The sequence below is a fragment of the Rhizobium sp. FG113 genome, from assembly GCF_057809895.1.
On sequence record NZ_JBMDKV010000004.1, the window covers coordinates 1 to 22,243 of the forward strand.

General features: G+C 61.3%; 18 protein-coding genes. 1 reads left to right on the forward strand and 17 read right to left on the reverse strand.

The features are described from left to right. Positions 1-50: 50 nt before the first annotated feature. Positions 51-3,545, reverse strand: a complete 3,495-nt coding sequence (gene dnaE, locus ACODTZ_RS12945; protein ID WP_489026236.1) for a DNA polymerase III subunit alpha — start codon at positions 3,543-3,545, stop codon at positions 51-53. 302 nt (positions 3,546-3,847) lie between these two features. Here dnaE and ACODTZ_RS12950 point away from each other — a divergent pair, with 302 nt between their 5' ends. Next, a complete protein-coding gene (locus ACODTZ_RS12950) occupies positions 3,848-4,423 on the forward strand; it encodes a hypothetical protein (protein WP_489026238.1) in 576 nt (191 codons plus the stop codon). 25 nt (positions 4,424-4,448) lie between these two features. Here the strand turns inward: ACODTZ_RS12950 and ACODTZ_RS12955 are convergent, their stop codons facing one another. The 16 genes from ACODTZ_RS12955 to ACODTZ_RS13030 all read right to left on the reverse strand — a co-directional run bounded on the left by ACODTZ_RS12955 (position 4,449) and on the right by ACODTZ_RS13030 (position 22,243). After that, on the reverse strand, positions 4,449-5,132 hold the full coding sequence (locus tag ACODTZ_RS12955; RefSeq protein WP_111561297.1) for an ABC transporter ATP-binding protein: 684 nt from the start codon (positions 5,130-5,132) through the stop codon (positions 4,449-4,451). 14 nt (positions 5,133-5,146) lie between these two features. Continuing rightward, positions 5,147-6,454, reverse strand: a complete 1,308-nt coding sequence (locus tag ACODTZ_RS12960; RefSeq protein ID WP_489026240.1) for a lipoprotein-releasing ABC transporter permease subunit — start codon at positions 6,452-6,454, stop codon at positions 5,147-5,149. A gap of 19 nt (positions 6,455-6,473) precedes the next feature. Further along, on the reverse strand, positions 6,474-7,796 hold the full coding sequence (gene proS / locus ACODTZ_RS12965) for a proline--tRNA ligase (protein WP_018900194.1): 1,323 nt from the start codon (positions 7,794-7,796) through the stop codon (positions 6,474-6,476). Positions 7,797-8,372: 576 nt separating this feature from the next. Next, positions 8,373-8,654: a DUF1467 family protein gene (locus ACODTZ_RS12970; RefSeq protein WP_018900195.1), complete on the reverse strand. Its 282-nt coding sequence runs from the start codon at positions 8,652-8,654 to the stop codon at positions 8,373-8,375. Between the two features lie 124 nt (positions 8,655-8,778). Further along, entirely contained in the window at positions 8,779-9,183 is a 405-nt protein-coding gene (gene mce / locus ACODTZ_RS12975) for a methylmalonyl-CoA epimerase (protein WP_112979521.1), read from the reverse strand. Between the two features lie 4 nt (positions 9,184-9,187). After that, positions 9,188-10,858, reverse strand: coding sequence for a ribonuclease J (locus tag ACODTZ_RS12980; RefSeq protein ID WP_018900197.1), 1,671 nt, complete (start codon positions 10,856-10,858; stop codon positions 9,188-9,190). A gap of 17 nt (positions 10,859-10,875) precedes the next feature. Beyond that, positions 10,876-11,640 carry a biotin--[acetyl-CoA-carboxylase] ligase gene (locus ACODTZ_RS12985; RefSeq protein ID WP_112941540.1) on the reverse strand — a complete coding sequence of 255 codons (765 nt, stop codon included), beginning with the start codon at positions 11,638-11,640 and terminating at the stop codon, positions 10,876-10,878. Then, entirely contained in the window at positions 11,640-13,085 is a 1,446-nt protein-coding gene (gene nuoN / locus ACODTZ_RS12990; protein WP_018900199.1) for an NADH-quinone oxidoreductase subunit NuoN, read from the reverse strand. The genes ACODTZ_RS12985 and nuoN overlap by 1 nt, the downstream gene beginning before the upstream one ends. Before the next feature lie 18 nt (positions 13,086-13,103). Beyond that, a complete protein-coding gene (locus ACODTZ_RS12995; protein WP_489026243.1) occupies positions 13,104-14,615 on the reverse strand; it encodes an NADH-quinone oxidoreductase subunit M in 1,512 nt (503 codons plus the stop codon). Further along, on the reverse strand, positions 14,615-16,609 hold the full coding sequence (gene nuoL / locus ACODTZ_RS13000) for an NADH-quinone oxidoreductase subunit L (protein WP_489026244.1): 1,995 nt from the start codon (positions 16,607-16,609) through the stop codon (positions 14,615-14,617). Before nuoL ends, ACODTZ_RS12995 begins: the two co-directional genes overlap by 1 nt. 7 nt (positions 16,610-16,616) lie before the next feature. Then, positions 16,617-16,925, reverse strand: coding sequence for an NADH-quinone oxidoreductase subunit NuoK (gene nuoK, locus ACODTZ_RS13005; protein WP_018900202.1), 309 nt, complete (start codon positions 16,923-16,925; stop codon positions 16,617-16,619). A gap of 29 nt (positions 16,926-16,954) precedes the next feature. Continuing rightward, the gene (locus ACODTZ_RS13010; RefSeq protein ID WP_018900203.1) at positions 16,955-17,569 is read right to left on the reverse strand and encodes an NADH-quinone oxidoreductase subunit J; all 615 of its coding nucleotides are present in this window, start codon (positions 17,567-17,569) and stop codon (positions 16,955-16,957) included. Positions 17,570-17,705: 136 nt separating this feature from the next. After that, positions 17,706-18,197, reverse strand: coding sequence for an NADH-quinone oxidoreductase subunit NuoI (gene nuoI, locus ACODTZ_RS13015; RefSeq protein ID WP_018900204.1), 492 nt, complete (start codon positions 18,195-18,197; stop codon positions 17,706-17,708). A gap of 40 nt (positions 18,198-18,237) precedes the next feature. Beyond that, on the reverse strand, positions 18,238-19,281 hold the full coding sequence (gene nuoH / locus ACODTZ_RS13020; RefSeq protein WP_018900205.1) for an NADH-quinone oxidoreductase subunit NuoH: 1,044 nt from the start codon (positions 19,279-19,281) through the stop codon (positions 18,238-18,240). Positions 19,282-19,293: 12 nt separating this feature from the next. Beyond that, a complete protein-coding gene (gene nuoG, locus ACODTZ_RS13025) occupies positions 19,294-21,375 on the reverse strand; it encodes an NADH-quinone oxidoreductase subunit NuoG (RefSeq protein WP_489026246.1) in 2,082 nt (693 codons plus the stop codon). 226 nt (positions 21,376-21,601) lie between these two features. Then, positions 21,602-22,243: a helix-hairpin-helix domain-containing protein gene (locus ACODTZ_RS13030; protein ID WP_489026248.1), complete on the reverse strand. Its 642-nt coding sequence runs from the start codon at positions 22,241-22,243 to the stop codon at positions 21,602-21,604.

A 22,243-nucleotide genomic window follows, 5' to 3' on the forward strand; every position in this document is an offset into this window, starting at 1 on the left:
CTGACGAAAACCTGCTCCGGCAGAATGCTTCAAGCTAACCAGGAAAGGCTCTAAACCAGCTCCACATCGATCACTCCGGGGGCCGAGCGCATGGCGGCGGCGATTTCGGGCGTGATCCGGTATTTCTGCGCCAACTCCACCTCGATCTCGCGCTTGCCGTCCTCCTTGATGACGATGAAGGAGACGAGGCCGTCGCCCCTGGCGTTAAGGTGGGCGGCAACGGCGCGCAGCGGGCCGGAATCGCGGACATAGACGCGCAGCGCCTTCTGCATCTGCAGCGACTTTTCCTCCAGCGACTGGATCGTCTGGATGCGCAGGCCGATGCCCTCGGGCCGCTCTTCGCCGGTCGCGGTGATGACGAAGGATTTTCCCGATTCCAGCATGTCGCGATACTGGTTCAGCATCTCAGAGAAGAGCACCGCTTCGAACTGGCCTGATGAATCCGAGAAGACGATGATGCCCATCTTGTTGCCGGTGCGCGTCTTGCGCTCCTGCTTGGAGATGACGGTTCCCGCGAGGCGCGCATTGCTGGCGCCCTGCTTCACGGCGGCCGCGAAATCACCGAAGGTCTGGACGCGCATTTTCTCCAGCACGCTACTGTAGCTGTCGAGCGGATGGGCCGTCAGATAGAAACCGAGGACCTGGAATTCCTTGAGCAGGCGCTCGGAGGGCAGCCAGGGCGAGAAGGGCGGCATCGAGATCTTTTCCGGACCCGATGACAACACGCCACCGAAGATATCCGACTGGCCGCTCAGCTTGTTTTCCTGGGCGCGCTGGGCATAGCCCATGATGCGATCGATGCCGCCAGAGAGCTGGGCGCGATCAAGATCGAAGCAATCGAAGGCGCCGGCGAAGATCAGGCTTTCCAACACACGTCGGTTCACCTGCTTGGGATCGATGCGCAGGCAGAAATCCTCGAGGCTGGCGAAGGGCGTGTCGCCGCGCACCTCGACGATATGATCGACGGCCGATTCGCCGACACCCTTCAGGGCCGCCAGCGCGTAATAGATGCGGTTGTCGCCGGTCTGGAAGTGGCGGAACGAGGTCTGCACGGAGGGCGCGATCACCTCGATACCGAGGCGCTTGGCATCCTGGCGGAAGTCGTTGACCTTTTCGGTGTTCGACATATCGAGCGTCATCGAGGCGGCGAGGAACTCGACCGGATAATGCGCCTTCATGTAGGCCGTCTGATAGGAGACGATGGCGTAGGCGGCCGCATGCGACTTGTTGAAGCCGTAGTTGGCGAACTTCGCCAGAAGCTCGAAGATGTTATCGGCCTGCGGCTTCGACACGCCGTTCTTGACGGCGCCGACGACGAAGCGCTCGCGCTGCTGGTCCATCTCCGCCTTGATCTTCTTACCCATGGCGCGGCGCAGAAGATCGGCCTCGCCGAGCGAATAGCCCGAGAGCACCTGGGCGATCTGCATGACCTGCTCCTGGTAGACGATAACGCCCTGCGTTTCCTTCAGCAGATAGTCGATGGTCGGATGGATCGATTCGAGCTCTTCCTCGCCATGCTTGCGGGCATTGTAGGTCGGGATGTTCTCCATCGGACCCGGACGATATAGCGCCACGAGCGCGATGATGTCCTCGATGCAGTCCGGCCGCATGCCGATTAGCGCCTTGCGCATGCCAGCACTTTCCACCTGGAACACGCCGACCGTTTCGCCGCGCGAGAGCATCTCGTAGGTCAGCTTGTCATCCAGCGGGATCGCGGCGAGATCAACCTTGATGCCGCGCTTGGCGACGAAATCGACGGCGACCTTCAGCGTCGTCAGCGTCTTCAGGCCGAGGAAGTCGAACTTGACGAGACCGGCCTGCTCGACCCACTTCATGTTGAACTGGGTGACCGGCATGTCAGAGCGCGGATCGCGATACATCGGCACCAGCTTCGACAGCGGGCGGTCGCCGATGACGATACCGGCGGCGTGGGTCGAGGCGTGGCGGTAGAGACCTTCGATCTTCTGGGCGATGTCGAGCAGGCGGGCGACGACGGGCTCCTTGTCGGCCTCTTCCTGCAGCTTAGGCTCTTCCTCGATCGCCTTTGACAGCGGTGTCGGGTTGGCCGGGTTGTTGGGCACCAGCTTGCAGATCTTGTCGACTTGGCCGTAGGGCATTTCAAGCACGCGACCGACGTCGCGAAGAGCCGCGCGCGCCTGCAGCGAACCGAAGGTGATGATCTGCGCCACCTGCTCGCGGCCATACTTCTTCTGCACGTAGCGGATCACCTCTTCGCGGCGATCCTGGCAGAAGTCGATATCGAAGTCGGGCATCGAGACGCGTTCCGGATTGAGGAAGCGTTCGAAAAGTAGCGAGAAGCGCAGCGGATCGACGTCGGTAATGGTGAGCGCATAGGCGACCAGCGAGCCCGCGCCGGAACCACGGCCGGGGCCGACCGGAATATCCTGCAGCTTCGCCCACTTGATGAAGTCGGCAACGATCAGGAAGTAGCCGGGGAATTTCATGCGTTCGATAACGCTGAGCTCGAATTCCAGGCGGTCGCGGTAGTCCTTTTCCTCGTAGCCCGCCGACATGCCGAGTGTCTGCAGGCGCATATCGAGACCCTCGACCGCCTGGCGGCGCAGCTCCAGCGATTCGGCGCGCTCCGCCTCTTCCGGATCGGCGGTGGCGCCGGTGAAGCGCGGCAGGATCGGCTTGCGGGTCTTCAAGACGAAGGAGCAGCGGCGGGCGATTTCCACCGTGTTCTCAAGCGCCTCGGGCAGATCGGCGAAAAGCTTCACCATCTCGGCGCGGCTCTTCAGATAGTGATCCGGCGTCAGGCGAAAACGCGTGTCGTCGGAGACGATGGCATTGTGCGCCACGGCCATCAGCGCATCGTGCGCGTCATAATCGTCGCGGGTCGGGAAGAAGGCCTCGTTGGTCGCGACCAGCGGGATCTCGTGCTCATAGGCAAGGCCGATCACACGCTGCTCGTGGCGCTTGTCATAGGTGCCCTGGCGCTGAAGCTCCATGTAGAGCCGGTCGCCGAACTTCTCCTTCAGAGACAGCAAGCGCGCGGTCGCCGGCGCGATGTGCCCCTCTTTCAACGGCATGTCGATCGGGCCGGTCGATGCGCCTGACAGCGCGATCAGGCCCTCGGTGCCGAGCTCGTCGAGCCACGACGCCTTGATGTGGACCGCCTGGCCGGCGCCCTCGCCGCTGAGATAGGCGCGGCTGACGAGATCCACCAGCCGCTCGTAGCCGGCGTCGGTGGCAGACAGGAGCACGATCGACGGCAGTTTCGCCAGCTGCTGCTGGCCGCGGCGCTCGGTCTCAAGCCCGTCTTCCATGTCGATGGAGACCTGGCAGCCGATGATCGGCTGCAGACCTTCGTCCATCGATTTCTGCGCAAATTCCAGTGCGACGAACAGATTGTTGGTATCGGTGATGGCGATTGCCGGCTGGCTATCGCCCGATGCCTTGTAGAGAATCTTCTTGAGCGGCAGCGCCCCCTCAAGCAGAGAGAAGGCGGAGTGCACACGCAGGTGAACGAAGCCCGGCGTACCGCCGATGAAGTCGCTCGCGCCGTTTTCAGTGCCCGCCATGATATGCCTTTCCGCGCATCCGTATGAATCGGATGCATTGTCGGATTTGGGGAGGACGATGTCCAGAGAGGCGGGTACCATCGGACCGCATGACAGCCATGCGGTCCCCGTTATTCTTAAATTGCCATGCAGATCAAAGAGAAGCTGGCAATGAACATTGCGATGGAGGTGAATGCTGCGATATCGCGGATCATGTCAGTCATTTGGCTCTCCTGTGCTCTTATGTTTTTATTTTGTTCCGCTCTTGTTCCGTTGTCAACAGGATTGTTTTCTGTTTGGTTAACGGCAAACGGGAGACGAGCATGCGTCGATTCATCTTTGTGGCAGTCCTGCTTTCAGCCAACGCGGCCTTCGGCGCGGATCCCGATCCGGCGCGCATCGTCGATGCGGCCATCGGCGACTGGAACGGCGATGGCAAGCCGGATCTGGCGCTGCTCGCCGGGGCCCCAGATAATGCCGCCGACGACCAGCTTGGCGTCTACATTTATCTGCGGGATGACCACGACCTGTTGCGGCTTGCGACCAGCGCGCCCGGCAAGATCTGGGGAACAACGGTGGCTGAGGGGATTTACGGCCAGGAGCCGTCGATCAAGGCGGCGGGCAAGAGCTCGATCGCGATCCATTCGCAGAACAGCGCCATCGGTCGCGACCGCTGGGAGCAGACGCTGACCCTTGCCTACCGAAACAATCAATTCGTCGTCGCCGGCTACACCTACAGCCATTACGACACGCTAAATCCGGACGGCGGCGGCTCATGCGACTACAATGCGCTTACCGGCAAGCTGCAGCGGGACGGAAAGGATGCGAAGGCCGAGGCGCGGACGATCGCGATTGCCGATTGGAAGGACGAAACCGGGCAGTCGATCTGCGGCGGCTAGACTGCTCCTGCCCGGCTGTGAAATCTCAGAAATCCACGACCTTGCCGTCGGCGATGGTGACACGGCGGTCCATGCGGGCCGCGAGCTCGTGGTTGTGGGTGGCGATCAGCGCCGCGAGGCCGGACTGGCGCACCAACGCTTCCAAGGCTTCGAAGACATAGCTGGCCGTCTCGGGGTCGAGATTGCCTGTTGGTTCGTCGGCGAGCAGAAGGCTCGGCGCGTTAGCGACGGCGCGGGCGATCGCCACGCGCTGCTGTTCACCACCAGACAATTCGCCCGGACGATGGGCGCCACGGTGGCCGATGCGCATGTAGTCGAGCAGCTGCCCTGCTCGCACCTTGGCTTCGTTGCGCGGCAGACCGGCGATCATCTGCGGCATCATGATGTTTTCGAGCGCCGAGAATTCGGGAAGCAGGTGGTGGAACTGATAGACGAAGCCGATCTCGCTGCGGCGGATCGCCGTACGCTTGTCGTCGGAGAGGCCATTGCAGGCATTGCCGCTGATGGTGACTTCGCCGCCATCGGGATGCTCAAGCAGGCCCGCCAGGTGCAGCAGGGTCGACTTGCCGGTGCCTGATGGAGCCACAAGCGCGACGATCTCGCCGCTGTTGATGGTCAGGTCCGCCTTCTTGAGGATCGAAAGCTGGGTCTCGCCCTGGCCATAGTGACGCTCGACGCCGGAAAGCTTGAGAACGGTATTCCGCTTCATGTAATCAGCATTCCTTATTCGTAGCGCAGGGCCTGCACGGGATCGAGCTTGGAAGCGCGCCATGCGGGGAAGATTGTCGCGAAGAAAGACAGCGTCAGCGCCATGACGACGACGGAGACCGTTTCGCCGACCTCCATCTTGGCCGGGAGCTGGCTGAGGAAGTAGAGCTGCGGGTCAAACAGGACCGTACCCGACAGCCAGGAGAAGAACGCGCGGATCTTCTCGATATTGATGCAGACGATGACGCCGAGCAGCACGCCGGCGAAGGTGCCAACCAGGCCGATGGCGGCGCCAGTCATAAAGAAGATCCGCATGATGGCGCCGGAGCTCGCGCCCATGGTTCTGAGGATCGCGATATCGCTGCCCTTGTCCTTCACCAGCATGATGAGGCCGGAGATGATATTCAGGGCGGCGACGAGAACGATCAGCGTCAGGATCATGAACATGACGTTGCGCTCGACCTGCAGCGCCGAGAAGAAGGTCTGGTTGCGTTGGCGCCAGTCGGTGATCGCGATCTGCCGGCCAGCGGCGGCCTCCACCTTGGGGCGAAGCTCGTCGATATTGTCGGGATTGTCGACGAAGAGTTCGATCGACTGAACCAGCCCTTCGGCGTTGAAATAGAGCTGCGCTTCCTCGAGCGGCATATAGATGATCGTCGCGTCATATTCCGACATGCCGATCTCGAAGATGCCCGAGACCTTGTAGGATTTGACGCGCGGATTGATGCCCATCGGCGTCACGTCACCTTCCGGTGATATCAGCGTAATATTGTCGCCCGCCTGCAGTCCCAGCTGGTCGGCCATGCGCGAGCCGATGAGAACGCCCTGGCCAGCCGCAAAACCGACGAGGTCGCCGGACTTGATGTTGTCGGAGACGGTTTTCACCTTGCTCAGGTCTTCGGCGCGAATGCCGCGAACCAGCGCGCCGGTGCCAGCACCGCCGGCACCGGAGGCCAGCGTCTGGCCTTCGACGAGCGGCAGCGCCACTTTGATGCCGGGGACGGCGCCCAGGCGATCGGTCAGCGCCGGATAATCCGTGAACGGACCATCGACCGGCTGCACGATCATGTGGCCGTTGATGCCGAGGATGCGCGAGATCAGCTCGGTGCGGAAGCCGTTCATCACGGCCATGACGATGATCAGCGTCGCGACGCCGAGCATGATGCCGATGAAGGAGAAGCCCGCGATCACCGAGATGAAGGCTTCCTTGCGGCGTGCGCGCAGATAGCGCCACGCCACAAGTCGCTCGAAAGCGGAAAATGGCCTGCTGGCCGCAGCCGAGCCGGATTTGGATCCCTGCTGGCTCACCGCTGCGTCTGCCATTTCGCCTCCCGCCTTCTTCTTAGCCCAAGAGCTTATTGATTGCCGCGTCGATGGTCATCGTTTCGCGGGCACCGGTCTTGCGGTCCTTGACTTCCACTTCGCCGTTCGCGACCGCGCGCGGGCCGGCGATGATCTGTACGGGCACGCCGATCAGGTCCGCGGTTGCGAACTTGGTGCCGGCGCGATCGTCGGTATCGTCATAGAGAACATCGACGCCGGCCTTGGAGAGCTCCGCGTAGATCTTCTCGCAGGCGGCGTCGCAAGCTGCATCGCCGGCCTTCATGTTGATCACGACGACATCGAAAGGCGCAACCGAGGCCGGCCAGATGATTCCGTTCTCGTCATGCGATGCTTCGATGATGGCGGGAACAAGGCGTGTCGGGCCGATACCGTAGGATCCCATGTGGACGGCGTGTTCCTTGCCATCCGGTCCCTGCACCTTCGCGCCCATCGGCTCGGAATATTTCGTGCCGAAGTAGAAGATATGGCCGACTTCAATTCCGCGTGCGGAAAGGCGATCGCTCTCGGGGATGGCGTCGAAAGCGGCTTCGTCGTGCATCTCGGACGTGGCGGCGTAAACCGAGGTCCACTTCTTGAAGATCGCGTCCAGACCGGCGACGTCGTCAAAGTTGGTGTCGACCGAGGGGATATCGAAATTCACGAAATCCTTGTGGCTGTAGACTTCCGATTCACCGGTGTCGGCAAGGATGATGAACTCGTGGCTGAGATCGCCGCCGATCGGGCCGGTGTCGGCGCGCATGGGAATGGCGCGCAGGCCGAGACGATCGAAGGTGCGCAGATAGGCCGCGAACATCTTCTTGTAGGAATGCTCGGCGCCTTCGCGGGTCATGTCGAAGGAATAGGCGTCCTTCATCATGAATTCGCGCGAGCGCATGGTGCCGAAGCGCGGACGGATCTCGTCGCGGAACTTCAGCTGGATGTGATAGAGGTTCAGCGGCAAGTCCTTGTAAGACTTGACCGAAGACCGGAAAATATCGGTGACCATCTCTTCGTTGGTCGGGCCGTACAGCATCGGACGGTCCTGACGGTCCTTGATGCGCAGCATCTCCTTGCCGTAGGCGTCATAGCGCCCGCTTTCCTGCCAGAGCTCGGCCGACTGCAGGGTCGGCATCGAGAGCTCGATGGCGCCGGAGCGGTTCTGCTCCTCGCGGATGATGTTGTTGACCTTGTCGAGCACGCGCTTGCCCAGCGGCAGCCAGGAGTAGATCCCCTGCGACTGCTGCCGGATCATGCCGGCGCGCAGCATCAACCGGTGGGAGACAATTTCAGCCTCCTTGGGGTTTTCCTTGAGGATGGGCATGAAGTAGCGAGACAGACGCATGGCGAATTCCAGAGCTGTTGAGACGCCGCCAAATAGCGGAATCGAAGGCAATCACAATGTTGGCAGCGTTCATAACCGCTTCGCGGCAGGAAGGAAACCCGCGAGGGATTTCCACAGGCTTCTCTTAGAGCAAGTTGGAGCCCGCAAACCGAAGAAACCAAGAAAGCGGCGAAATTATAATGACTTGCGCGAAACTCTTATCAACAGAAAAAATTTACTCGAGTGTAGCAAAAATGCAAAAAAATCTGATGACAAAGCACAATCTTTGAGCTAGCTTTAGCCCACAAAACAGGCAGGGAGTTCAAATCCCTACCATTTTCGCGGTCAAGTCTTGGGAGGATCAGATCTTAGGCGCGCTTGTCGCAGCCCCGGTAACGGTTAAGGATCACGCGATACTTAAAACAAGGCTTTTAGCCTTGTTTTTTTTTGGCTTTTCGACACCACGCCCCTCGCTCGAAACGCCCATCTTCCGCAACGTAAGCTGCCCATTCCGTTACGGCACCTCCATGCCGCAACTTGATGACATGCGTATGACGCACTTTCTCTCGCATCTGCTCAATTGGTGAGCAAACGCCCTCAGACGTTAGAGAATGACGGGCCGATCTGCGGGAGGGCATCGAAGCCCCAGCCGAAGTAGGTCGAAGAGACATACCAGAGGGTGTAGATGACGGCGGAGACCAGCGTCGTCAGCGAGAAGGTGAAGAGCGGTCGAAAACGCGTTGGAGCGCTGTGCACGGTGCCAAGCACGATATCGTCGTCCTCCGCCTGCGTCCGCAAGCCGATCGGCAAGACGGCAAAGAGTGTCATCCACCAGACGATGAAGTAGACGGCAAAGCCCTGTAGAAATGTCTGCAGCATAAGATCTCCCACCCAAGCGGCCGCATCGGGCCACCGCCCTTATAAGACGGAACAGCGACGATACAAAGCGGTGTTGAGAGGCTTGTGCGTTCTCTGCGGCGTTTGGGTCACTCTGCCGCAGCGATCAGACCTGCTCGAGCTCGATCAGCGTGCCGAAGAAATCCTTGGGGTGCAGGAAGAGCACGGGCTTGCCGTGGGCGCCGATCTTCGGCTCGCCATTTCCAAGCACCCTCGCCCCGGAGCTAAGCATCTGGTCGCGGGCCGCGATGATATCGCTCACCTCATAACAGATGTGATGCATGCCACCTGATGGGTTCTTCTCCAGGAAGGCCGTTATCGGGGATTGCGGGCCGAGCGGCTCGAGCAGTTCGACCTTGGTATTCGGCAGTTCGACGAAAACGACGGTGACGCCGTGTTCCGGCAATGCCTCGGCCGCCGATACCGTGGCGCCGAGCGTATCCCGATATGCGGCCGTGGCGGCTGCGAGATCGGGAACGGCTATGGCGACATGGTTGACGCGGCCGAGCATCGGATCAGACCTTGGTGACGAAGACGGTGACCAGCGGCTTCTTGCCCCAAATCTGGTTCGCCGTCGAACGGACCGCGCGGCGCATCGATTCCTGCAACAGGTCCAGATCCTTGCGGCGTGCGCGCGGAATGCTCTCGAAGGCGCTCAGCGCGGCGTCATAGAGCGTGTCTTCGAACTCATCGCCTTCATCGTCGTAGACAGGCAGGCCGATCGCCACCATGTCGGGTTCGCCGATGATATCGAAGCGGGCGTCGATCACGACGTTCAGCGCGACATGGCCGACATAGGAGAGCTTCTTGCGGTCGCCGATGCCCATTTCGTCGAAATCGCCGATCAGCGTGCCGTCCTTGAAGATGCGGCCATGCGGGGCTTCGTCGATCACTTCCACCGTACCGGGCGCCAGGCGCAGGACATCGCCGTTGCGCACGCGCGGAACGGTGGAGATGCCGGATTGCTCCGCGAGCTCCTTGTGGGCGGTCAGATGCGTGGCTTCGCCGTGCACGGGAACGACGACGGTCGGCCGCGTCAGTTCGTACATCTTCTGCAACTCGTTGCGGCGCGGGTGGCCGGAGACGTGAACGAGCGCTTCGCTATCGGTAATGATGTGAACGCCCTGCTCGACGAGGCCGTTCTTGATGTCCTGAATGGCCTTCTCGTTGCCCGGGATGGCGCGCGAGGAGAAGACGACCGTGTCGCCCGCAGCCAGCGCCACGTTGCGCATCTCGTCACGCGACAGCTTGGCAAGGGCTGCGCGCGGCTCGCCCTGGCTGCCGGTGAGGATGACGACGACGTTTTCGCGCGGAATATAGCCGTATTCCTCTTCGGCGATGAACGGCTTGATGCCATCGAGCAGGCCGAGATCGCGGGAGACGTTGACGACGCGCTTCAGCGAGCTGCCGAGCAACAGGACTTCGCGTCCGGCGGCCTCGGCGGCTTCGGCCACGGTGCGGATACGGCCCACGTTCGAGGAGAAGGTGGTGATCGCGACGCGACCTTCGGCATTCTCGATAATCTTGCGCAGGCTTTCCGAAACGTCCTTTTCGGACGGCGAGACGCCGTCGCGGAGCGCATTGGTCGAATCGCACATCAAGGCGAGTACGCCTTCATCGCCGAGCTGGCGGAAGCGTGCCTCGTCGGTCAGCGGGCCAAGCGACGGCTCGTGGTCGATTTTCCAATCGCCGGTGTGGATGACGTTGCCCAAAGGCGTGCGGATCATCAACGACATCGGCTCGGGGATCGAGTGGTTGACGGCCACGCCCTCGACGCTGAAGGGGCCGACATTGACGACGGTGCCCGCAGTGAACGGCGTGATCGGGATTTCGACCATCGTCGACTTCTCGTAGTTGCGCTTGGCTTCCAGGAGCCCGGCCGTGAAGCCTGACGCGTAGACAGGCACATTGAGGCCCGGCCACAGATCGGCCAGCGCGCCATAGTGATCCTCATGCGCGTGGGTGATGAAGATCGCCTTCAGGTTCTTGCGTTCCTTGGCGAGGAAGCGGATATCGGGCAGAACCAGATCGACACCCGGCAAATCTGGACCCGGGAAGGTCACGCCGCAGTCGACCATGATCCACTGGCGATGCGCGGACGGGCCATAGCCGTAAAGGGCGAGATTCATACCGATCTCGCCAACGCCGCCCAAAGGCAGAAATACCAGTTCGTCCTGCTTCGCCATACTGCTTGTTTTTCCAATCATCCAAAGAAGACGTCGCCGGCGGCGATCGTCATCATCCTGCCTGCCCCCGTATCGAGCAGCAACAGGCCATTATCATCAATTCCGCTGAAGTGGCCGGAAATCGAACGGTCCGGCAGATTCACGGTTATCTTTTCGCCGATACCGCAAGCGACGTCGCGCCAACGGGCGGTGATATCGCGAATACCGCGGCCGCGGTCCCACGCTGATAGCACATCGGCCATGGATGCGAACAGGTGCGCGAAGAGTTCCTGTGGAGAGGCGGAACTTCCCTGCTCTCGCAGGCACGTCACGGGATAGAGCGGATTGTCGGGCATGAAGGCGACGTTGATGCCGATGCCGATGACAAGGGCGTAGCGGCCGTCGGCCAGGGCCTCGCCTTCCATCAGAATGCCGCATGTCTTCTTGCGGCCGATCAGGATGTCGTTCGGCCACTTGACCTCGAGCGGCTCTGCGCTCGGCGGCAGAACCATCCGTACCGCCTCGTGCACGGCCACAGCAATCGCCAGCGGCAGGGACGAGATGCGCTCCATCGGCGCCGGATCGATCAGGAGAAGAGAGGCGTAGAGATTGCCGGGCTCAGACACCCAGGGACGACCACGGCGGCCGCGGCCGCCGGTCTGTCTTTCCGCGGTCACCCAGAGGCGACCGGCATCCCCTGCCCGGGCCCGGGCAAGGCATTCGCTATTGGTGGACAATGTCTCCGACAGAGCCTCGTGCCTGAAGTCATCGAGCGACTTCAGGCGCCGTGGGTCGAAGCTCATCAGAACAGCGTCGCGGCTGCGAGTTCGGCAGCACCACCGATCGGACCGCCGATGAGGACATAGGCGAGAACGAACAGGCCGGAAACGCCGAAGACCAGGCGCAGCGAGCCGGACACGCGGGCGAATTCGCCGGTAGCTTCATCGAACCACATCAGCTTGATGACGCGCAGGTAGTAGTAAGCGCCGACTACCGATGCGAGGACGCCGATGATGGCAAGCGCATAGAGCTTGGCTTCGATGGCGGCGACGAAGACGAAGTATTTCCCGAAGAAGCCTGCCAGCGGCGGAATACCGGCCAGCGAGAACATCAGGATGGTGAGAACCGTCGCCATCATCGGATTGGTGGTCGAAAGGCCCGCGAGATCAGCCACGTTTTCGACAACGGTGCCATCCTTGCGGCGCATCGACATGATGATCGCGAAGGAGCCCAGCGTCATGACCATGTAGATGAGCATGTAGAGCATCACGCCCGAAACGCCCGTCTGCGAGCCGGCGGCAAGACCGACCAGCGCGTAGCCCATGTGACCGATGGACGAGTAGGCCATCAGTCGCTTGATGTTCTTCTGGCCGATCGCGGCAAACGAGCCGAGCAGCATCGAGGCAATCGAGATGAAGACCACGACCTGCTGCCAGTCCGCCATGACGGGCTGGAAGGCGGTGATGACGATACGCGTCATCATGGCCATGGCGGCGATCTTCGGCGCGCTGGCCAGGAAGGCGGTGACCGGGGTCGGCGCACCTTCGTAAACATCCGGCGTCCACATGTGGAACGGAACGGCCGAGATCTTGAAGGCGATGCCGGCGAGGATGAAGACCAGACCGAAGATCAGGCCGAGCGAGCGAGCGCCATCCACCGTCAGCGCCTGGGCGATATCGGCGAAGTGGGTGTGGCCGGTGAAACCGTAAACCAGCGACATGCCGTAGAGCAGCATGCCGGAGGAGAGAGCGCCGAGCACGAAGTACTTCAGGCCGGCTTCGGTCGACTTGACGCTGTCGCGGTTGATCGCGGCGATGACGTAGATCGCGAGCGACTGCAGCTCGAGGCCGAGGTAGAGCGAGATCAGGTCGTTGGCCGAAATCATCAGCAGGATGCCGAGCGTGCAGAGCACGATCAGAACCGGGAACTCGAACTTGTCGAGCTGGTTTTCCTTGGCAAGGCCGAGCGACATGAACAGCGCCACGATGGAGCCGACCAGCGCCGTCACCTTCATGAAGCGGCCGAAGCCATCAGCCAGGAAGACGCCGCCATAGGCGAGGCCTTCGCTCGGAGCGAAGACCAGCCAGAGGGCCGCGACCGCCAACAGGATGATCGCGAGAACGCTGACCATGCGGCCGGAGCGCTCTCCCGAGAATACGCCGATCATCAGCAGGACCAGAGAGCCGATCGCAAGGATCAGTTCCGGTATCGAAAGATGCAGGCTTGCGAGTAGTGTTTCAGAGGTCATATCACAAAAGTCCCGTCATCATTTCATCGACAGCGCGACGTCATGCGCTGCCTGGACTGCGGCCGAATAGCTGTTGATCAGATGGTCGACGGAGGCAGCGGTCACGTCGAAGACCGGAGCCGGATAGACGCCGAAGAAGATCGTCAGAGCAATCAGCGGGTAGAGGATCAGCTGCTCGCGCGGCGACAGGTCGAGGAGAGCCTTGAGCTTTTCCTTGTCCAGCGTGCCGAAGATCACCCGGCGATAGAGCCAGAGCGCGTAAGCGGCCGAGAGAATGACGCCGGTGGCCGCAAAGAGCGCGACCCAGCTGTTGACCCGGAACACACCGATCAGCGTCAGGAATTCGCCAATGAAGCCCGAGGTGCCGGGAAGACCGACGTTCGCCATGGTGAAGACCATCATCGCAACAGCATATTTCGGCATGTTGTTGACGAGGCCGCCATAGGCCGCGATCTCGCGGGTGTGGGTGCGGTCATAGACCACGCCGACGCAGAGGAAGAGCGCTCCCGAGACGATACCGTGCGACAGCATCTGGAAGATCGAGCCCTGCAGACCCTGCGCGTTGGCCGCGAAGATACCCATCGTTACGTAGCCCATGTGGGCAACCGAGGAATAGGCGATCAGCTTCTTGATGTCTTCCTGCATCAGCGCCACCAGCGAGGTGTAGATGATGGCAATGACAGACATGGCAAAGACCATGGGCGCGAAGAAATCGGAGGCAACAGGGAACATGCCGAGCGAGAAGCGGATGAGGCCGTAGCCACCGAGCTTCAGGAGCACGCCCGCCAGGATGACGGAACCAGCCGTCGGCGCCTGAACGTGAGCGTCGGGAAGCCAGGTGTGGACCGGCCACATCGGCATCTTCACCGCGAAGGAGGCGAAGAAGGCCAGCCATAGCCAGGTCTGCATGTGCGGCGGGAACTTGTAGGCGAGCAGCGCCGAGATATCAGTCGTGCCGGCCTGCCAGTACATGGCCATGATGGCGAGCAGCATCAGCACGGAGCCGAGCAGCGTGTAGAGGAAGAACTTGTAGCTGGCGTAGACGCGATCCTTGCCACCCCAGACGCCGATGATCAGGAACATCGGGATCAGGCCGGCTTCGAAGAACACGTAGAAGAGAACGATATCGAGCGACACGAAGACGCCAACCATCATCACTTCCAGCATCAGGAAGGCGATCATGTATTCCTTCAGGCGCTTCTCCACCGAGAACCAGCTGGCGAGCACGCAGAAGGGCATGAGGAAGGTCGAGAGGATGACGAACAGCATGGAGATGCCGTCGACACCGAGATGGTAGCTGATGCCCGTGCCAAGCCAGCCGTGCTTCTCGATCATCTGGAAGCCCGGGTTCGCATTGTCGAAACCGATCCAGATGAAGAGCGACAGGATGAAGGTCACGACCGTCGTCAACAGGGCAATGTTGAGAACGTTGCGGCGGCCGTTCGGGCCGTTCTCATTCATCAAAAGCAGGAGCACCACGCCGACGAACGGCAGGAAGCTGACCGTGGAAAGAATAGGCCAATCGGTCATCAGAGGGCACTCCCGAGCATCATCCAAGTAACGAGCGCTGCAACGCCGATCAGCATGGCGAACGCGTAGTGATAGAGGTAACCGCTCTGCAGGCGCACGACGCGGTTGGTGACATCGACGACACGGGCGGCAATGCCGTTCGGGCCGTAGGTGTCGATAACGCCGACGTCACCCTTCTTCCACAGGAACCGGCCAAGGGCCTTTGCCGAACGGACGAAGAGGAAGTCGTAGAGCTCGTCGAAGTACCACTTGTTCAAGAGGAACTGGTAGAGCACCCGATGCTGGCGTGCGAGCACGGCTGGCGTCGATGGCGACTTGATGTACATGTACCACGCGGTCACGAAACCGATGACCATGGCGATGAATGGGCTGAGGGCAACGAGGGCCGGAACATGGTGGAACTCGTGGACCAGCTCATTGTGCTCCGAGGTGAAGAGCGCGCCCTTCCAGAACTCCGCATATTCCTCGCCGTAGAAGTGTCCTTCGAAGAACCAGCCCGCGAAGACCGCGCCGATCGCCAGCAGATAGAGCGGGATCAGCATGACCTGCGGCGATTCGTGCACGTGGTGCATGACCTCGTGCGAAGCGCGCGGCTTGTTGAAGAAGGTGAGGAACATCAGGCGCCAGGAATAGAAGCTCGTGAACAGAGCCGCGATGACCAGCATGGCGAAGGCGAAGCCAGCGACCGGCGAATGCGATGCGTAGGTCGCCTCGATGATCACGTCCTTCGAGAAGAAGCCGGCGAAGCCGATCGGCGTGAACGGAATGCCGACGCCGGTGATGGCGAGCGTACCGATCAGCATCATCAGGAACGTGACCTTGATGTGCGGACGCAGGCCACCCATGTTTCTCATGTCCTGCTCACCATCGACGGCGTGGATGACCGAGCCCGCGCAAAGGAAGAGCAGTGCCTTGAAGAAAGCGTGCGTGAACAGGTGGAAGATGGCCGCGCCATAGGCGCCGACGCCGAGAGCGACGAACATGTAGCCGAGCTGCGAGCAGGTCGAGTAGGCGATGACGCGCTTGATGTCGTTCTGCACGAGGCCGACGGTGGCCGCGAAGAAGGCGGTGATCGCACCGATGATGGTGACGACGGTCAACGCATCGGGAGACAGTTCGAACAGCGGCGACATGCGGGCGACGAGGAAGACGCCGGCGGTGACCATGGTCGCGGCATGGATGAGCGCCGACACAGGCGTCGGGCCTTCCATGGCGTCAGGCAGCCAGGTGTGCAGCAGGAACTGCGCCGACTTACCCATCGCGCCCATGAAGAGCAGCAGGCAGGCGCCGGTCAGCGCGTGTGCCTTGTCGAGGTGCATGCCGAAGAGGTTCAGGACCACTTCGCCACCCTCGCCGCCTTCATGCGCGAAGCTCGCGGCATTGGCGAAGATGGTGTCGAAGTTGATGGCGCCGAAGAGAACGAAAACGCTCGAGATGCCGAGGATGAAGCCGAAGTCGCCAACGCGGTTGACGATGAAGGCCTTCATCGCGGCGGCGTTCGCCGACGGCTTCTTGAACCAGAAGCCGATGAGCAGATAGGATGCCAGACCCACGCCTTCCCAGCCGAAGAACATCTGGGCAAGGTTATCCGACGTGATCAGCATCAACATCGCGAAGGTGAAGAGCGACAGATAGGCGAAGAAGCGCGGGCGATGCGGGTCATGGTGCATGTACCCGATCGAATAGAGATGGACGAGCGTCGAAACCGAGTTGACGACGATCAGCATGACCGAGGCCAGCGTGTCAATGCGCAGCGACCAGGAGACGTCGATGCCGCCGGACTGGATCCAGCGCAGGACTTCGACCTTGATCGGGCCGCCTTCGACATGGCCCATGCCGACGGTGATGAAGACGTACCACGACAAGACCGCCGCGATGATCATCAGACCCGTCGTGACGAATTCCGACGCCTTGGCGCCGATCGCGCGGCCGAAAAGGCCGGCGATGATCGCGCCGATCAGGGGAAGAAAGACGATAGCCTTATATAAAAACATAGCCTTATCAGCCCTTCATCATATTGACGTCTTCCACGGCGATGGAGCCGCGGTTGCGGTAGAAGACGACGAGAATTGCGAGACCGATGGCCGCTTCAGCAGCAGCGACGGTCAGAATGAACAATGCAAAGACCTGGCCGACGATGTCGTTCAGGAACGACGAGAAGGCGACCATGTTGATGTTGACGGCGAGCAGAATGAGCTCGATCGACATCAGGATGACGATGATGTTCTTCCGGTTGAGGAAGATGCCGAAGACGCCGAGCGTGAAGAGGATGGCGCTGACCGTCAGGTAATGGGAAAGTCCGATGACCATTGTGTTGTTTCCTTAAGCTCGCGCCTGCCTCAAAGCCCCTGCCCCGGCTTCACCGAGATCACCTCGACGGCGGTCTTCGGGTTGCGGGCAACCTGGTTTGCGATGTTCTGACGCTTGACCGTCGTGCGATGCTTGAGCGTGAGCACGATTGCCCCGATCATCGCGACCAGCAGGACGAGAGCGGCGATTTCGAAGAAGTAGACGTAATTCGTATAAAGCACGTCGCCGAGGGCGGCGGTGTTGGTGCGCTCGGTGATCGCGGGGATCGGCATGGCGACCGTCTTGGCGATCTCCGGCGAGATCACGCTGCCGCCGACCACGACGATCAGCTCGGCTGCGAGGATCACCCCGATCAGCGCACCGATCGGCGCGTATTCCAGAACGCCCGCGCGCAGCTCCGTGAAGTCGATGTCGAGCATCATGACCACGAAGAGGAAGAGAACCGCCACGGCGCCGACATAAACGACGAGCAGGATCATCGCGAGGAATTCAGCCCCGAGCAGCAGGAAGAGACCGGCCGCGTTGAAGAAAACCAGGATCAGGAACAGAACCGAGTGAACCGGGTTCTTCGACCAGATGACCATGAACGCCGACGCTATCGCGATAAAGGCGAAAATATAGAAAAATAGAGCCTGCAGACCCATGTTCGTGCCTTCTTCATCTTCCCACGGGCTGCCGGGTACTCCCCCCGCCCGATGAAGCTTCGCATTGGTTGCCGCGAAGCTCTGGTGCATGTTGACTGGGCGACGCTTCAAGCACCGCCCGGCATTTCAATTTCAATCAACGGTACGGAGCGTCGAGTGCGAGGTTGCGAGCGATTTCACGCTCCCAACGGTCGCCGTTCTCGAGGAGCTTCTGCTTGTCGAAGTAGAGCTCTTCGCGCGTTTCCGTCGCAAATTCGAAATTCGGGCCCTCGACGATCGCATCGACCGGGCAAGCCTCCTGGCAGAAGCCGCAATAGATGCACTTCACCATGTCGATATCGTAACGGACCGTGCGGCGGGTGCCATCGTTGCGGCGCGGGCCGGCTTCGATGGTGATCGCCTGAGCAGGACAGATAGCCTCACACAGCTTGCAGGCGATGCAACGCTCTTCGCCGTTGGGATAACGACGGAGCGCATGTTCGCCACGGAAGCGCGGGCTGACCGGACCCTTTTCGAACGGATAGTTCACCGTTGCCTTCTGCTTGAAAATGTAACGGAACGTCAGCCAGAAAGCGCTGATGAATTCCTTCAGGAACAACGAGCTGACAGCGTTGGACAAGCCTGCCATCTTCAACCTCCAATATTGCTGGAAACCAGGGCCGGCATGATCATGCCCCTGCCGTCAGCTTCAGCACGAATGCAACAATGATGACCATGGCGAGCGACAGCGGAAGGAAGACCTTCCAGCCGAGGCGCATCAGCTGGTCGTAGCGGTAGCGCGGCACGAATGCCTTGACCATCGCGAACATGAAGAACACCAGGCACGACTTCAGCATGAACCAGATGATGCCGGGAACCCAGTTGAGGAACCAGACGTCGACCGGCGGCAGCCAGCCTCCGAGGAACAGGATCGTCGTCAGCGAGCACATCAGGACGATGGCCGCGTATTCGCCGAGCATGAACATCATGTAGAGGGCCGAACCATACTCGACCATGAAGCCGGCGACGAGTTCGGATTCAGCTTCCGGAAGGTCGAAGGGCGGACGGTTGGTTTCAGCCAGTGCCGAGATGAAGAAGATGATGAACATCGGGAACAGCGCAAGCCAATGCCAGTCCAGGAAGGACGATGGCATGCCGAGACGCGTACCGATGCCGCTCTGCTGCGCGTGAACAATATCCGTCAGGTTCAGCGAACCCACGCAGAGAAGAACGGTGACGATCACGAAGCCGATCGAGACTTCGTACGACACCATCTGTGCCGCCGAGCGAAGCGCGCCGAGGAACGGGTACTTCGAGTTCGAAGCCCAGCCGCCCATGATGACGCCGTACACTTCAAGCGAGGAGATCGCGAAGATGTAGAGGATGCCGACGTTGATGTTGGCGATAACCCAGCCATCAGCGAAGGGAACCACGGCCCAGGTCGACAGTGCCAGAAGCACGGTGACCAGCGGGGCCAGAAGGAAGACCGCCTTGTCGGCGCCGGCCGGAATGATCGGCTCCTTGAAGACGAACTTCAAAAGGTCGGCGAAGGACTGGAAAAGGCCGAAAGGACCCACCACATTCGGTCCGCGACGCAGCTGTACGGCCGCCCAGATCTTGCGGTCGGCCAACAGGATGTAGGCGATGAAGACGAGCAAGCAGACGAGGACGAGAAGCGACTGACCGACCATGAGGAGGCCTGGCCAGACATATGTTGAAAGAAACGATTCCATAGTCCCCTGCCCTTACTCTGCCGCGACTTTGAAGTTGTTGCGGGCCAATGCCGAGCACTCAGCCATGACAGCCGATGCGCGCGCGATTGGGTTCGTCAAATAGAAGTCTTTCACCGGCGATGCGAAGCCGGCCTTGTTCATCTTGCCGGCTTTCTTGGCGACGGCAGCAATCTTGGCGCTGTCGCTTTCGGCAATCTCGTCGGCGGCCGCGAAGTGCGGGAACGCCTGGTAAAGCCTGGCGCGCAGCTGGCTCAGCGAATCGAACGGCAGCTTCTTGCCGAGAACGTCGGAAAGCGCGCGGATGATCGCCCAATCCTCGCGGGCATCGCCCGGTGCGAAGCCTGCGCGGTTGCCGATCTGAACGCGGCCCTCGGTGTTGACCCAGGTGCCCGACTTTTCCGTGTAGGCGGCGGCCGGCAGGATGACGTCGGCGTTCTGTGCGCCCTGGTCGCCGTGCGAGCCGATGTAGACGGTGAACTTCGCCTTCTTGGCTTCGAAGTTCATTTCGTCGGCGCCGAGCAGGAAGAGAACGTCCATCGAGGTCAGCATCTCGGCGGCATTCACGCCCTTGGCGCCCGGCACGAAGCCGAGATCGAGACCACCGACGCGGGCAGCAGCCGTGTGCAGGACGGCGAAGCCGTTCCAGCCATCGACGACAGCACCGACAGTGCCGGCGAGCTTGGCAGCACTTGCGAGAACGCCTGCGCCATCAGCGCGCGCGAGAGCGCCCTGGCCGATGATGATCAGCGGCTTCTTGGCGTCGGTCAGAACCTTGGCGAAGCTGTGCGCGCCGTCGACCAGATCCTTCAGCGTGTCCGGGCCGGAGCCGAGATATTCGTAGTCGTAGCGCAGTTCGCCGGCTTCGCCGATCACGCCAATCGGGAAGTTGCCGCGGCGCCAGCGCTTGCGGATACGAGCGTTGAGAACTGCGGCTTCGAAGCGCGGGTTGGCGCCGATGATGAGCAGCGCGTCGGCCTGTTCGATGCCTTCGATCGTCGGGTTGAAGAGGTAGCTTGCGCGGCCCAGCGACGGATCAAGTGCCGTCCCATCCTGGCGACAGTCGAGGTTCTCGGAACCGAGCGACTTTACCAGTTCGGACAGAGCGTACATCTCTTCGACCGAAGCGAGGTCGCCGGCGATGGCGCCGATCTTGTCGCCAGCGGTCGAGGCGACAGCCGACTTGATCGCTGCGAACGCATCCGGCCAGCTTGCGACCTGCAGGCGGCCGTCCTTGCGAACGTAAGGCTTGTCGAGGCGCTGCGTCTTCAGGCCGTCCCAGATGAAGCGGCTCTTGTCGGAGATCCACTCTTCGTTGATCTGGTCGTTGACGCGCGGCATGACGCGCATGACTTCGCGGCCACGGGTATCGACGCGGATTGCCGAGCCGAGCGCGTCCATGACGTCGATCGTTTCGGTCTTGTTCAGTTCCCACGGACGAGCCGTGAAGGCGAAGGGCTTGGAGGTCAGCGCGCCGACCGGGCAGAGGTCAACGACGTTGCCCTGCAGCTCGGAGGTCATTGCCTGCTCAAGATAAGTCGTGATCTCGGCGTCTTCGCCACGCCCGATCAGGCCAAGCTCGGCAATGCCGGCGACCTCGGTGGTGAAGCGAACGCAGCGCGTGCAGTGAATGCAGCGGTTCATGACCGTCTTGACGAGCGGTCCAATGTACTTGTCCTCGACGGCGCGCTTGTCTTCCTGATAGCGCGAGCCGGCGATACCGAAGGCCATGGCCTGGTCCTGCAGGTCGCATTCGCCACCCTGGTCGCAGATCGGGCAATCCAGCGGATGGTTGATCAGCAGGAATTCCATCACGCCTTCGCGGGCCTTCTTGACCATCGGCGTGTTGGTGAAGACCTCGGGCAGTTCGCCGTTCGGGCCGCCGCGGATATCGCGCACGCCCATGGCGCAAGATGCCTGCGGCTTCGGCGGGCCACCCTTGACCTCGACGAGGCACATACGGCAGTTGCCGGCAACCGAAAGGCGTTCGTGGAAGCAGAAGCGCGGAACTTCAGCACCGGCTTCCTCACACGCCTGAATGAGGGTGTAATGATCCGGGACCTCGATCTCGTTACCGTCAATCTTCAGTTTTGCCATCGTCACTCAGTCCTGTTTCCCGTTCACCGGAAGCCGGTAAACAAACCTATTCTGCAACGTTTCCACTGCCAGGCCGGATTTTTATCCCGCTGACACTGGTGTCGTCCAAATTTTCGTCTCCGCCCCCCGAGGCCCGGGAACCGGCCTGCGACGTCGCGGCATTGGGACCCTCCCCGCGCCGCTCAGTCTTGTCTCTCCTCCGATCGCGATCCGCGACCGGACATCATCACGTCCGCTTCCGGCCCTTTGCCGTCAGCGCCTTGGCCTGCGCCACCCAGCCATCGCGGGCGATGCGGCCGTCGAAACCAAGCTCCGCGTCCAGGCGGGCCACGTCGGCATCCGACCAGGCGGCGATCTCGGCGAGCGTGCGAACACCCTTGGCCTTCAGCACCTGCTCGAGCTTCGGGCCGACGCCGGAGATCTGCTTGAGATCATCGACCTTCTTGCCACGCGCCGCCGGCTTAGCGGCTGCAACAGTCTTCGTCTTCGCCACCGGCTCGGCCTTGTCGGCAACCACGGCCAGCTTCACGCGGGCCGTCGTCTTCTTCGGCGCGGCCGGGCGAATGTTTTCCGACTTCACGTCGATCTCAGGCTTCGGCTCTTCCGGCGGCGTCTCGTCGAGAACCGCCGCCAGCTTGTTCGATGCTTCCATCGCTCCCTGGAGGGCGCCGAAGAAGGCGCCGGCCATCTGCGTGGAGAAGCCGAAACCGATTGCGGTCGCGGCAGCCATGGCGGCTGCCGGATTGACCATCATCGGCGCGATCGGCAAGGCGCGGGCATTTTCCAGCATCTCGGCGGCAAGACGGCCGAAGTCGGCCGAGAAATCGGCGATCCCTTCCTTCTTCTTGCTGTCGGATGCGTTTGCCAT